The following is a 13,957-nucleotide window of genomic DNA, read 5'->3' on the forward strand; positions in this document are numbered from 1 at the left end:
GGTCGGCCATGACCGCTGACGCCCTGCACCCGGACCACCTCAAGGTGGGTGACATGGTAGGCCCCTGGCGCATCGTCCAGGTGCTGGGTCGCGGAGGCTCGTCCCGTGTCTTCAAGGTGGAGCGGGACGGCCGCCCCTACTCCATGAAGATGGCGCTGCTCCCCCTCACCCAATCCAAGGAAGCGCTTTCCGAGGAAGCGTACGTGGAGGAGGAGAGCGCCTACCGGCGGCTGGCACGCGAGGCGGCGGCCCTCTTCATCTACGCCTCCCACCCCAACCTGCTGGCCGTGTATGCGGTGGACTTCTGGCCCAACCCCACTCAGGGCTACCCCTTCATCGTCACCGATTTCGTGGACGGAGAGGACTGGCACCGGTGGCGCTGGAGCAAACACCCTCATGCCGCCAAATTGGTGGAAGCCTTTTCCAGCGTGGTGCGCACCGTGGGTGTTCTGCATGCACGCGGCGTGTACCACCGGGATTTGAAGGCGGAAAACATCCTCATCCGCCGGCACGATGGCAGACCCTTCCTCATTGATTTCGGCACCGTACGCCTGCCGGGAGCCCTGACGAAGACGCTGGGCTTGCCCGAGGGCGTCCTCCACCTGCTGCCGCCCGAGCTCCTGGCCTACACGCGCACCGAGGCGTGGAAGCGGGGCGAGCCCTTCCAGGGTGGCGTAGCCGCTGACCTGTACGCCCTGGGAGTGCTGCTCTACCAGGGCCTGACGGACCTGCATCCGTTCAACCCGGAGCTGCCTGACAAGGAACTGGTGGCCGCCATCTCCACCATTCCGCCGGCCGCGCCCCACCTCCTCAACCCCCTGGTGCCCCACTCCCTCAGTGGCATCACCATGAGGCTGTTGGAGAAGAGGCCCGAGGACCGGTACCCCAACACCGATGCGGTGCTCCAAGCGCTGAATGAGGCCGCCGAGGAGGAAAGGGCGTCCCCGGCCTGGAAGGTCCCCCTTACCGTCCCGGAGAAGAGCCCGGCGGAGGCGCCGCTCGAGCAGGCACGGAGTGCTGAGCACCCGCGGGCAGCGCAACCGCAAGAGGCGCCCCCAGGAGAAAAGGCGAGCCCCACCGCGCGCAGCTCGCGGAGGAAGTGGCTCCTCATCGCCCTGGCCTGCGTTTTCCTGATGGGTGCCATCGGCCTGATCATCGGACGAGCGCTGCTCAACCCCTCATCCATGACGCCTGGTGCGTCCGCCACTGCCCAGAAAGGAACCCCGCCCGTGCCTGACTCCACTCGCCCTGTCGCCGCCCCCCGCAGCTCCTCACTCTCCAGCATTCTCGCCGCATGGCTGTGCGCCGCCACCGGCGTGGGGTGCGCCGGGGCCCAGGTAAGGCCCGAGCCGGCCGACTGCCCAGCGGACGCCGTCGAGGCCATGTTCAAGGAGCTCAAGATGAGCGCGGGCGGCTTTACCAACGCTCTCATCGACGTAAACCAGCCGGTGGAGGGTGGTGACTACGGGATCTACGCGGACGGCCCCATCGTTGGCCGCGTCACGAAAGGAGAGGGGCTGCTGGTGGAGGGCACGCTGCTGTATGGGCGGCTGTGGACGGGCCCCGGTCTGACAGATGACCTTGGCCGGGAGTCCGTCATCGGCCGCTACACACGCGCTGTGCTGCCGAACGGCAAGGAGTACCCCGTGTGCATCGCTCTGGGCGGTCCGTACGGGCGTGTGCGCCGACAGCCTGGCCCCAAATCCGGCACCGTCCAGCTCGTGCGAATTGATGCAATCAACGCCGTGTGGCGGTGGCCTTGAGACGCTCAAGGGTTGGCAGGTGCTCCCGACTTTGGACGCGGTGAAAGGCGGTCAATGACGAGGGCAATAAGTTCGAGTTTCGCAGTTTGTGGCGGACTGGAGGGGCGAGCGGCGGATGCGCTGGTGGGCTGAGTAGCCCTCGCGCCCAGTGACGCCTTCCAGCTTGCCTGAAGATGGCGCAGGGAAGCGGAGGTGGAGCGGGCATCGGCAGGACATTAGAGGTCATGCTGGAGGAGATGATGGGAGAGGTGGGCTGCTGGAGCCAGGGGCAGACACCGCCTCAGCCCAACAGGAGGCCCGCCATGATGCTGCCCGACATGTTCCTGCAACTCGTCCTGCAAATGGGCGCCAGTATGACGACGCCGACGCTCAACTCGTTGGCGACGGTGGTGAAGGGGTGGCTGTTCGCCGGCAGGCACACCCTCACCGGGGTGCTGGTAGCGGTAGGTGCCGGTGGCCCCAAGCACCATTCGGCCTACTACCGGCTGTTCGCCGCGGCCCGCTGGAGCCTGGACGTGCTGGGCCTGGCGCTCTTCCACCTCATTGAGACCCTGCTGGCCCCGGGCCCCGTGCCGCTCACCCTCGATGACACCCTGGCGCGCAAACACGGGCTGAAGGTGTTCGGCGCCGGCATGCACCATGACCCTCTGGCCAGCAGCCGCAACTACGCGGTGACGAGCTGGGGGCATTCCTGGGTGGTGCTGGCCGTGCGCGTGCAACTGCCCTGCATCCCGGGCCGCTTCTTCAGCCTGCCCATTCTCTTCCGGCTCTACCTCAACCAGAAGGCCGCCGCTCGCTGGCGCATGGCGTACCGCACCCGGCCCGAGCTGGCCGTCGCGTTGCTGGAGCGCTTGTGCAAGAGTTGCCCCGAGCGACACTTCCACGCGTACGCCGACTCCGCCTACGGAGGGCAGAGCGTGCTGGCCTGGCTGCCGGCCAATTGCGACCTCACCAGCCGCCTGCCTCGGGACGCGCGCCTGTACGCACCGCCCCCTGAACATCGACCCGGCACGCGTGGCCGGCCTCGCAAGCGCGGCGAGCGCCTGCCTTCGCCGCAACAGATGCTCGAGCAGCAACAGGCACGCCGCCTGACTCTGCAACTCTATGGACGCCAGGATAAGGTGCGCCTGGTGGAGGCCGTGGCCTATTGGTACTCCGTGCCGCACCGTCCTCTCAAGGTGGTGGCCGTCGAGCCCCTGACGGGAGGTCGCCCCGTACAAGCCTTCTATTCCACCGCGACCGACGAGCCCGCCGAGCAGGTACTGGGTGGATACGCGGGGCGCTGGTCCATTGAAGAGGCCTTTCAGGGCAGCAAGAGCCACCTGGGTTTCGAGGAGCCGCAAGGCTGGAGTCGTCAGGCCGTACGGCGTACCGCGCCCCTGGCCATGCTCCTCTACAGCCTCACGGTGCTGTGGTTTGCCCAGGAGGGTCACGCCCTCTACCAGCCTCCCTTCCGGCCCTGGTATCGGCACAAGGTACGTCCCTCCTTCGCCGACATGCTCACCACCCTGCGCTACGCCTGCCTCCAGGCCGCAATTTCTGCGAACCCTCATGGCAACCAGGGTCGACAAAACCTCCTCCTGCTACTGCCCGGCTCCTTGAAGGCAGCGGCTTGAACGCCGCTAAAAAGTGCGAAACTCGAAATAAGAGCGCCTAACAAAAGTAAGGTTTGAGCGGCATGGTCCCTCTGGAGGGAACGCCCAGTTCTTACTTTTGTTAGGCGCTCTAAGCTGGAAGCCCTATCTCTGGGATGCACCACGGCCAGCAGGCACGGGGGAGATCGAACTTCTCGAGCGGGAATGGGGCGTGACGCTTCCCGGTGAATACAAGAAGCTCATCTCGGAGAATCAAGGCATGGCCCCAAGCCCATGTATCTTCAACGTGGGCAGGGTCGAGGATGTGATGAGTGTTCTCTTGACCCTCATCACGGCGCCAAAGCACGAGTCCTATTCGATCAGAGATTCGTACTGCGTCTTGAAGCAGTACATCCCCGCCAAGGTCCTTCCCTTCGCATTGACCCCGGGCAGCGAGCATCTGTGCTTCGACTACAGGGACTCATCCGTCGAGCCCAGGATCGTCCTGGTCACAGCCGAGATGGACGTCCACCCCATCGCGGACAGCTTCTCGGAGTTCCTGGCCCAGCTACACGAGTAGCGCATCCGGCTTCGACAGCGCCCGCCCGTCCGTGCTACCGAGAGGGTGTGAGTGTCTCGGAAACAGTGGTCCACGAGGCCGACTCGCCCTTCGGGCCCGTGTACGTGGTGGACGTGGGCGACGAGCGCACACTCCGCTTCGACAGCCCCGAGGGCACACTCCAGAGCGCCATCCTCAAGAGCGATCCCCTGGCGGTCCCCACCAGCTATGTGCGCGTGGCCACCGCCGGGCTCGCGCTTACCGAGGGCCGTGCCCGCATTCTGGTGGTGGGCCTCGGCGGGGGTGCGTTCCCCATGCTGATGCACCGGCTCCTGCCCCGCCGGTCGCAAGTGGACGTGGTGGAAATCAACCCCGTGGTCGTCGACGTGGCCCGGCGCTTCTTCGGTGTCCGACCGGATGCCCGGCTCCACATCTCGGTGGAGGACGGGGCCGACTTCATGGCGCGGCAGGGGCCCCTCTACGATCTCATCCTCCTGGATGCCTTCTGGGATTACGGGACGCCGGACCACTTGAAGGAGTCGCTCTTCTTCCAGGACGTCCGGCGAAGGCTTGAGCCCGGAGGCGTCGCGGTGCTCAACATCGCGCTCGAGGAGCAGTGGAGCCTGGAGTCGCGAATCAAGACCTTCGCCACAGCCTTCGAGGACTGCGCGATGCTGCGCGGAGTCTCCCGGTACAGCAACCTCATCCTGGTGGGTACCCAGACGCCGTTGCCCTCCGAGTCCCTGTTCCGGCAGCAGCTCTGGCGGCTCGCTCGCGAGCTGGATTTTCCCGTGCTGATGGAGAGCGTGATGACCTTCGACCGGGTCAAAACTCTTTGCCCAACACACGAGTAGGGCCTCACGGAAGCCTCCGAAAACTCCGCGAAAGAATTCCCCTCGGAGAACGCTCGAAGCGACCGAACAGCATCAATCCCCTTGCTGCGTTTCGTCTGGAAAAAGATTCTCCCATTCCTGCGTCAGGAATCGGTAACAAAATTCAGCAGCCGTATACGCAGCGTAATGCTGCCAACTATCTGCTTTCTTATGAGCAAAATCACAGATTGACTTAAGACATAGAAATTTGGGCTCTGGAGACACAGTATCGTGGCACGCTCGATGAACTGCGTAAGCCTCCATCTCAATTCCTATGAGTTTTCGCCAGTGCGTCATGATGTCGGAAACCACCTGCGGATCATCAATGACCGAAGCACCTGACCCAAGGGACCCCACATGCAAATTTAGAACTGTCTGAGGCTTTTCTGCCGGCCAAGATTCGTAAATTTCGTCAAGTTCAGTGCGGTGGCTCTCCCAAATTTTCAATCGCGACTTGAGTCGAGCGTCAATCGGCAGAGGCATAGGATCTGGCTGAAATTCGACCACTCCCTTGTTATCCATGACTTTACCTGAACCGTAGTCAAAAGTAGTGTCTGCTGCCAAGATATTGCCGTAGCCTTGCTTGTCTCCGCTGGCGCCTGCGGCGATACCAACCATAGCAACGAGTTTTGGCTGAAAGCGTAGAATCATCTTGGTTGCGAGCACGGCCGATGCCGAAAGCCCCATTTGGGTTGGGGCACTCGCAACAACATTGAGTTTACTCCCCTTTTTTGTTGTGTATGTTGTTCTGAAATAGGAGTGCGGATCTGTATAGTGAGCAGGGAGTGGCTCCCACTTCGCGCCACCTGCGAACTTTACTTTCTCTAGTTCCGGCTTGTGGAGAGCACACACGATCACTACGTCAGTTACGCCAAATTCTTTCTGCATGGTTTTTTTCACACCCGATGAGGTCTCCTGCTTCTTGCCGATCATTTCACTTGGAACATCGTGTTGGCCTGGGCCCATTTGAGCGGCTGCTTGCCAAGTCTTTTTGGTGACTTGGTGCGCTGCAGTGGAAGAAGGCCCATCACCGTTGAACTCTGATTCCTCGGTCGGATCAGACTCTGGATCAGCGTCTTGACATAGCTCGCGCAGACGCTTTTCATCGGAGAGTAGATCACGCCGCAAGCGAGGTTGAATTGGCCCCTCGCCCAATACAATGGCAATCAACTCCGAAAACTTTCGACCTGGAGTGCCTCGAATAATGGCCCCAGCCAAATCATACGGAGACAGCGTGGAACTGCCAATCTCGACTCCCAGTTCGTCGACTATTTCCGCCAGGCGGAGCATGTTGAATTTTTCTGACAACAGCTTGCGCAGCAGCTTCATACCTTCTTCTGTGCTTGGCTTTGAGTATTCTTTTGCCATTTTGAGATTCACCCCAGCCTTGCTGCTTTTGGTACCTATATACGCAAGCGTTCCATACTACTCGATATGGTATAACCGCCGCCCCACAGAAGCATAGAGGGAAAGAACTCCTGATTTCCGACCTCCATCACGTATCGGGCTTAAATAACCACTTGATCCACCGAGTGATCCCCACCAACCCAAGGAGCGGAAGCATTGCAGTCAAGGACCAAAGGAACTCTGGCAGGGAATCTCCGAACTTCGGAGATCCATTGATCCATGCACGGGTTGATATTGGATCAGGCAGGCCACTAATGTGACAATGTTCCTGCAGTTCTTTGCGTCTCTCCAATTCGGCTTTCGCTGCTATTCTGAGTTGAGCCTTCGCGTCTCGGAGCTTGCTGCCCTCCATAATCTGCGCGGTCCTCCTCTCAGACCACTGGACTGACTTCTGCGCCATGCACGCAAAGTCTTCTTGCACCACTACGTGGTCGTGGAGGCGTGTGACTCCTACGAATGCAGGCACCATCACGGCCACTATAGTGAGCACCCAGAACGCGCTGATGTAGAGACGGTTCAGGACAGTTTTGACGGCGGGCATGGGACCAGCCTACACCCCACCTCCCCTACCTCCCAGGCTGTCGGCAATCGTCCTTGAGCACGCTCTCCGGCTCGAAAGCAGCGGCGATCTCGCTGCGCCCGTGCTCGATGAGCTCCGCCACGGCCCGGCCCGTGAGTGCACTCGTGAGAATGCCTTGCCCCGCGTGCCCGCTGGCGATCAGCACCGCTTTCGTCCCCGGGTAGCGGCCAATCAGCGGCTTGCCCCCCGGTGTCACCGAGCGCAGTCCCGCCCACGCCCTCCCGAAGCGCGCCTCGCGCAGCCTCGGCGCCAGCTTCGCCACCGTGGCTCCCAGGTGCATCAGGCCCGTCGGCGTCACGTGGCACGCGAACCCCGCGTCCTCCTCCGTGGCCCCCACCACGATCTCCCCCGTGCGCCAGGGCGCCAGGTACGTGGGCCCCGACACCACCCGCGTCAGCCTCACCTCCGGGTGGAAGATCGTCAGCATCTGCCCTCGCAAGGGCTTCACCGGCAGCGGCGGCAATCCCGCGATTCCTCCCGACCACGCCCCCGCGCACACCACCAGCCGCCCCGCCCGGTGCGTCCCCTGCTCCGTCCGCACCTCCACCCCACCCTCCACCTCGACCACCGAGCGTGCTCCCTCACCCAGGCGCACCTTCACGCCCCTCCGGTGCAGGTCGTGCAACAGCGCGTTGAGATAGGCCTCCGTGTCCACCATGAAGCCCTGCTCGGTCACGAAGGCCCCGAGGATCGGTGTGCCCTCCAGCGCGGGCTCCAGCTCCACCACTCGCGCCGCGTCCATCCACGTCCCCAGCCACTCGGGATGGTTCGCTGCTTTCTGTCCGAGCGCGTCCCGCCCCTTCGCGTCCATCGCCACCCGGAGCACGCCCTGCCCCCGGCGCAGGCTCGGGCCGTCATTCAGTGACGCCAGCTCATCGGCCAGCGCTCCGTGCGCCGCCCGCGTGAAGGCGAGCATGTCCGGGTCATCCAGCAGCCGCACCGAGGGAATCGCCACCCCCGCCGCCGCTCGCGAGCCCTGCCCTCCTGGCTCCACCGGGTCCAACACAGTCACCCGTGCCCCCGCCGCCGCCAGCCGGCGTGCCACGGACAGGCCCATCACTCCGGCCCCGAGAATGACGACGTCCTGGGTCACACTCATCGCTCAGCCCCGCTCCTCGCTCCAGCGCACCGCCTGCATCCGCATCTCACACGTGTAGCGGCCCCGCTCGTCCTTCAGCCACAGCTGCTCCGGTGCCGGGTACATCTCCTCCACCGAGAGCTGCTCCGCTCCTCGCGACAGGTACAGCAGCAGCTCCAGCGCGAACGGCGACGCCGTGTCGATCAGGTACGGCTTGCGCTCCACCGTGCTCCGCATGAACACGAAGCGCGGCCAGCCGCTCGCCCGGCGCTCGCGCTCCACCGCGAGCAACAGATCCATCCCGCTCACCTGGGAAAACAGCGTGGTCGGCAGCTCCCACCGCTCCCGCTGGTACACCGCGCCGCCCACGTGGATCCTCGGCAGGTGCCGGCCCTTGGTGCGCAGCTTCGCGTGCAGCACCTGCGGGTGCGCCAGCGCCGCGAACGGTGCGTACGTGTTGAAGTCGTCCAGCGGCATGTACAGCGAGAGCCGCTTCCCCTCCCCGTCCACCAGCACCGGCCCCTCGCGCGTGGGCAGCACCTTCACGTCGTGCGGCTTGAGCGCCCCCTGCTCCACGTCCAGCACGTCCGAGACCGAGTACATCAGCTTCCGTCCCGGGTAGACGTAGAAGCCCTTGTTGCGCCGGCGGATGGCCAGTCCCACCAGCCCCTTCGCCGCGGGCTCGCGCTCCAGCCACTGGCCCGCCACCGACTCGTAGCGCGCACGGTCCGGGTAGAAGGCGCTCAGCCAGCTCCACAGCATCAGGTGGTGGTGCACTCGGGCGCACATCACCTCGAAGCCCTTGTCCGTCGCCGCGAGGCACACGTCCGGCAGCGAGTAGCGTCCCCCCGGCCGCGAGGTGCCCAGGAAGTCCTCTGGCAGCGTCCGGGAGCGCGACAGATCCTCGTCGAGCAGGATGGGCGGCACCGGTGCGAAGCGGCTCCCCGCCACCTGGTCCGGCCGCAGCCGCACCGCGTACTCCAGGAAGTCCAGCGGGCGCTCCTCCGAGCCCAGTGCATCCCGCACCTGCTCGCGGTAGCTGCGCTGCACGCTGTCCCCGTACGCCGCCGAGAGCCCCAACGCCCCGGACAGCTTCGCCGCCATCTCCTCGCTGAAGCGCTTCCCCAGCTTCAGCCGGAAGGGCGAGGACGCCTCCTCGTAGAGGATGAGCCGGTCCGAGTACACCTGCCCCTCGCCTCGCCGCGCGGGCTTGCCCGTGTATTCGGTGAAGCGCGTCTCCAGCGCTTGCAGCAGCTCCCGGCGGCGGACCAGGCCGGCGCCCTCGAATTCGCCGCGCAGGCGCTCCAGCTCATCCAGCCTCGACCCCCAGCGCTCCCGGGCCTCGGACGCGGGCAGCGCCGCCACCGCCTCGCGCAGGCTCGAGAAGGTGCCGAAGTCGTTCGCCACGAAGGGCAGCCCCAACAGCACCAGCGCCGACTTCATCATCGGCACCACCAGCCGTTCCACCGCCTCCACTGGCTGGCCCAACGCACTCGAGGCAGCGCTCAACGTCGGCGACTCGGACAGCACCGCGAGCAGCCGCTCCGCCTCCGGCGACAGCGCCACCTCCAGCTTCAACGGCTCGCAGCTCGCCCGGCCCGCCTCCACCTTGAAGAGCGGATTGAGCCGCAGCGGCAGATGCCGGCGCACCTCGCGCTCCCGGGCCACGGCCCTCGCCAGCTCGGTGATGGCCCAGAACGTCAGGAAGGTGCGCCGCCGCGTGCTCCCGCTCGGCACCACCCGCACGTCTTCACCGTCCTCACCGTCGCACTCGCCGTAGGAGATGGGACCGAAGAAGCTCGTCGTCTCGTTCTTCGAGCAGAAGCGCTGGAGGTACGTGTAGACCTGCCGCTCCACCCGCCGCGCATCCGAGTTGTCCGGCCGCTGCTCCCCCTCCAGGTAGCGCGACCAGACGTTCTCGTACATCGCCGGGTTGGAGAAGAAGACGGCCTCCTGGATGGCTGGCTCCGCCGCTCGCTCGCGCAGCCTTTTGCGCAGCGCATGCCGCTCCTCCGTGTAACGGGCCGACAACGCCGTGCGGTGTGCACGGTAGCGCTCCAGCGCCTGGGCACATTCGGGCCCGTACTTCGCCTTGAGCGAGGGCTCCTTGCCCTTTTCCAGCGCCTCGCGCGCCGAGCGGGCCGCGTCCTCGCCCACGGCGGTGCGCACGGCCTCCACCAGTGCCCGCTCATCCTCGAGCAGCGCCGCCACCTCGGAGCGCAGCCCCTCCGAGAAACCCAGGCCCTCCAGCCAGTCGAACGGAAAACCCGCGTGCCGGAGTACGAAGACCTCGCCCAGCGTCCAGCGCTCGCTCATGCGTGCACCCTCTCGAGGACCGCGCGGCCCACCAGCGCCGCTTCCACCTTGCCGCGCTGCGCCTCCGGCAGCGTCGCGAAGAGCTCTCCCACCGTCACCGGTTGCTCCGCCCTCGCCACCAGGGGCGCCAGCCGCGCGTCCATGGCCAGCACCCCTCCCGTGCGCAGGTTCGCCGCGTACCAGGAGGGTTTCACCACGCCGTCCATCGTCGCCGGCAGTTGCACCAGCGCGCAGTCACCATCCAACCGGATCCGCTCGCCGCCAGTCGCCACCGGAACCGGCGGGTGGAGAGAGGCCCAGGCGACCCGGCCCGGGCTGAGTGGCGCGCGTTGCAGCAGCTTCCCCGCCAGCGAGGTGAGCAGCTCCGCCTGCCGGGCATGGGGCACCGTCCCCGGCGCATCGAAGGGCACCGTGCGCGCCAGATCCCGATCCTCGGGCGGCGCGAGGAAGCGCACCGGCAGGCCCGCGAAGTCATCGCCCGAGCGCCCGCGCGTCCAGTGGAACGGCCGCACTCCCGACACCCAATCGAACACGAGCCGCTGGCCGAGCAACACGAAGGTCCGCTCGTGCGCGGCCTCGTCCACGCCGGGAGCCCCCACCCACCACTCCGCCACCACGCGTGCTCCAGCGGCGCGCAGGCGCTCCACCGCGGCGATCAGCGGCTCCAACGGCACTCGGCTCCCGTCACTGCCCACGGCTCCGCCCTCGTCCACCGAGCAGAAGCCCACCACCGCCGTGCGGCAACCACTCGACGCGAGCGCCTCGGCATCGAGCAGGGCCCGCAGCGGCACATGTCCCGCCCAGGGCCCACCATCCGCCGGTGGACGAGCCCCCTCGGGAACCCAGGTGAGGGCCTCCGGCTCCACCGCGTCCAGGGCCGCCACCCGCCAACGCAGAGGGGCCACGTCCTCGGGAAAGGAGGCCCGCTGGAAGGCGGGAATCGTCGCCAGGACCGCGCGATGGGTGACAGCGAACGGGCCCGCCACCTCCAGCGGCACCGAGGCCGGACACGCCGCCGCCAGCTTCACCGCCGCGGGAAGTTGCAGGTCCTTCTCCAGCCACAGCCGTACCCGCCCGGCACCCGGGAACTGCCCGGCCGCGCGGGCCAGGTCCTCGTCATACAGCGCGGGCCCCTGAATGATCCGGAGCACGTCCGCCGAGCGCTCGGTGGTGCCCCCCTCCAGCTCGATGTCATCGAGCCGCAAGTGCACCCCCGACGGTGCACCTGAAAGGGCCGTGAGCACCGCGCCGAGGGCACGCAATGGCCGGTGCGCGTCCGCCCTCCCCCGCTTCCACAGCACGAGCGCCGCGCGCAGGAGCAACAGCTCGCGCATCGTCTGGGGCGTGGCGGGCTCGCGCTCCCGCGTCTCCACCGCTCGCGACAGGAGCTCCGGAGCCATCACCCGCTGGCAGAAGGCGCGCGCCACGTCGAGCACCCGCCAGCCCTCGGGCGCGTCCGGCACACACGTCACATCCCGGTGGGGAGGCAGGACGAGCAGCTTCATGACGCCGAGCCCCACAGGAAGCAGCAGCGCAGCTCCGCCGTGTGCCGCCCGCCCGAGGCGCCCAGCCACAACTGCCCGGGCGCGGGGAGCATCTCCGACAACATCACCTCGCCCTTCTGCTCGAGCAGGTTGACGAAGACGCGCAGCAGCGCGGGGCTGCGCACGTCGACGAGCACCGGCTTGCGCTCGCCCGGGAACTTCGCGAACACGTGGTCCGGCAGGCCCATGCGCGCCCAGATGCCCACCGCCGTCTGGAGCCGCGCCTTGTCGTCCTTGCACGCGACGAGCGCCTCGGCATCCGCGGCCTCCAGCCTCCACTGCTCGCGCTGAAGCACCGCGCCGCCCAGCATCACCCGGGGCGTGTGCGCGCCCAGGGACACCCTCAGGGGACGGATGCGCGGCAGGGCGAAGGCCGTCTGCACCAGGCTCTCGATCTCCCCGTTGTAGAGGCACACCTCCGTGCCCAATCGCGTGGACAACAGCCGGGCCGTGCGCCCGTCACTCTCCACCTGGAGGTCATCGAAGGGCAGCCGCCACGCCGAGGCCCGGGCGCTCACGCCTCCCAGCTCGACGATGGGGCCGGGGAACTCCGAGGGCAGCAGGCCCGTGCGCCGCGAGGCCAGCACGGTGACGAAGGGCATCGGCCGCCGCAGCGCGCCGAGCGCCCGCAGCATCTCGCCCTCCACCCGCCTCCGCTCCTCGTGGAACTGCAACGCCCAGCCCCACACCAGGGCCGTGTCGTGCACGTCTCCCACCACCAGCTCGTACTCGCCGCGGCTCCAGGCCTCCACGTCCGGGGCGCCCACGAGCAGATCGATCGAGGTGACGATCGGCAGCTCCGTCCCGGCACGAGGCGCGGGCAGCGCCGCTGGATCCAACTCCACGCACCGGGCCGCCGGCTCGGAAATGGCCGCCGCGAGCGCCGAGGCCACCGTGGTGTCGTACGGCACCGGCCTGTCCCCGTACGCCGCCACCACCTTCCAGAAGGGCACCGTCCGCGCGCCCACCAGCGCCGCCACGGCGGACCGGGACGCCTCGCGCGTGCGCAGCGCCGCCTCGCCCATCAACCCGAGCGCCGGCTCCAGCTTCCGCGTGAGCTCCTCCGCGCGCTCGCCGCCGAGCGAGAGGCGCAGGTCTCCGCCGCACTCCTCCCGCATCGGGAGACGGTCCTGGTAGAAGTTGTGGCTGTCGGACGTGGAGGCCGCCGCCACGGGCACCACACCCCAGCGCTCGCGGGCGCGCTTCGCCAGCTCCTCGTTGAGCGCCATCTTGCCCGCCGCGTCCGCCGCGCCATAGCGCGCCATCACTCCCAGCACGCCCTCCAGCTCGCGCAGGTGCCCACGGGCCGCCGGGCCTGGAATGCCAGCGAGCCGCTCGGCCAGGTCCTCCAGCGGGTGGTGCGAGGCAGAGGGCACCTCGAGCTGGTGGGTGAACAGGTTGCGCTGGAGGCCGAAGCGGACGGCATCGAGCAGCAACGGCCACTCCACCCCGAGCACCTCGCGCAACGCCGACAGGGGCCGCGTCCCATCCACCGCCTCCACCAGCCGAGGGAGTACGTCCTCCACGCTGGCGGGGTTGGGCGCGGCCCCCTTGCGCGGAGGCATCGCGGCGAAGGCCTTGCGGCGCAACACGAGCCAGGGGGCCACCTCCGGATCGGCGGCGATCGCGCGCACCAGCCCGAGCACCAACCACGAGGCGGCGAAGGTGTTGCGCCCCACCAGCACCTCGGGGCCGGACCAGCGCACGGTGACACCCGTGGGCGCGCCGGGCTCCACCCGCCCGTAGTTGATGGGGCCGAAGAAGCTCATCGTCTCGTTCTTCGAGCACAGCCGCTGCAGGTAGCTGGCCACCTGCCGCTTCAGCCGCGCCCCGTCCCGGCCGGCGGCCAGGTCCCTCGCCACCGGAGGGCTGGAGCTGGCCACCGCCTCCAGGAAGCGCGGCTCGGTGCGCAGCGCCGCGAGCGACTCCTCCACCCGGGCCGACTCGCGGGTGAACGCCTCCTCGAAGGCGGCACTGGCCTCCTGCGCGGCACGGGCGTGGACGTTGTAGGTGGCGAAGAAACCGGGGGACTCCAGCCCCTCCACCTCCACCGGGCGCCCCGCCTTCAGCGCGGCCAGCACCGCGGACGGAGGCCGCCGCAGACGCGGGCCACTGGCCTTCAGCGCCTCCAGCTCACGCCGCTCGGCCCACAGCCTCCGGGCGCTCTCCGCCGACTCGGGACAGCGCAGCCGCTCCAGCCGCTCGAGGGGAAAGCCGGTGGTGCGGACGACGAGGTGAGGAAACAGCTTCCAGCCCTTCATACG

Annotated in this window: 9 protein-coding genes; 4 read left to right on the forward strand and 5 right to left on the reverse strand. The window is 67.3% G+C overall.

All coding sequences use genetic code 11. The features are described 5' to 3' along the window. Positions 1–8 precede the first annotated feature (8 nt). From BO221_RS33760 to BO221_RS33775, 4 genes are all read left to right on the forward strand, one after another. Positions 9–1,763 (forward strand): serine/threonine-protein kinase, encoded by a 1,755-nt coding sequence (locus tag BO221_RS33760; RefSeq protein WP_073564976.1) that lies wholly within the window; start codon positions 9–11, stop codon positions 1,761–1,763. A gap of 302 nt (positions 1,764–2,065) precedes the next feature. After that, the gene (locus BO221_RS33765; RefSeq protein WP_073565148.1) at positions 2,066–3,379 is read left to right on the forward strand and encodes a transposase; all 1,314 of its coding nucleotides are present in this window, start codon (positions 2,066–2,068) and stop codon (positions 3,377–3,379) included. A gap of 97 nt (positions 3,380–3,476) precedes the next feature. Then, positions 3,477–3,917 (forward strand): SMI1/KNR4 family protein, encoded by a 441-nt coding sequence (locus BO221_RS33770; protein ID WP_073564977.1) that lies wholly within the window; start codon positions 3,477–3,479, stop codon positions 3,915–3,917. A 47-nt stretch (positions 3,918–3,964) separates the two neighbouring features. Next, on the forward strand, positions 3,965–4,750 hold the full coding sequence (locus BO221_RS33775) for a spermidine synthase (RefSeq protein WP_233166370.1): 786 nt from the start codon (positions 3,965–3,967) through the stop codon (positions 4,748–4,750). A gap of 72 nt (positions 4,751–4,822) precedes the next feature. Here BO221_RS33775 and BO221_RS52985 read toward each other — a convergent pair whose 3' ends face one another. The 5 genes from BO221_RS52985 to BO221_RS33800 all read right to left on the reverse strand — a co-directional run bounded on the left by BO221_RS52985 (position 4,823) and on the right by BO221_RS33800 (position 13,954). Continuing rightward, positions 4,823–6,097 carry a hypothetical protein gene (locus BO221_RS52985; RefSeq protein ID WP_158079960.1) on the reverse strand — a complete coding sequence of 425 codons (1,275 nt, stop codon included), beginning with the start codon at positions 6,095–6,097 and terminating at the stop codon, positions 4,823–4,825. A 644-nt stretch (positions 6,098–6,741) separates the two neighbouring features. Then, positions 6,742–7,854 (reverse strand): FAD-binding oxidoreductase, encoded by a 1,113-nt coding sequence (locus BO221_RS33785; protein WP_073564980.1) that lies wholly within the window; start codon positions 7,852–7,854, stop codon positions 6,742–6,744. A gap of 3 nt (positions 7,855–7,857) precedes the next feature. Beyond that, a complete protein-coding gene (locus tag BO221_RS33790; protein ID WP_073564981.1) occupies positions 7,858–10,149 on the reverse strand; it encodes a lantibiotic dehydratase in 2,292 nt (763 codons plus the stop codon). After that, positions 10,146–11,654, reverse strand: coding sequence for a hypothetical protein (locus BO221_RS33795; RefSeq protein ID WP_073565149.1), 1,509 nt, complete (start codon positions 11,652–11,654; stop codon positions 10,146–10,148). The genes BO221_RS33790 and BO221_RS33795 overlap by 4 nt, the downstream gene beginning before the upstream one ends. Continuing rightward, positions 11,651–13,954: a lantibiotic dehydratase gene (locus tag BO221_RS33800; RefSeq protein WP_073564982.1), complete on the reverse strand. Its 2,304-nt coding sequence runs from the start codon at positions 13,952–13,954 to the stop codon at positions 11,651–11,653. Before BO221_RS33800 ends, BO221_RS33795 begins: the two co-directional genes overlap by 4 nt. Between the last annotated feature and the right edge of the window lie 3 nt (positions 13,955–13,957).

It is taken from the genome of Archangium sp. Cb G35 (assembly GCF_001896145.1).
GTDB lineage: Bacteria > Myxococcota > Myxococcia > Myxococcales > Myxococcaceae > Archangium > Archangium violaceum.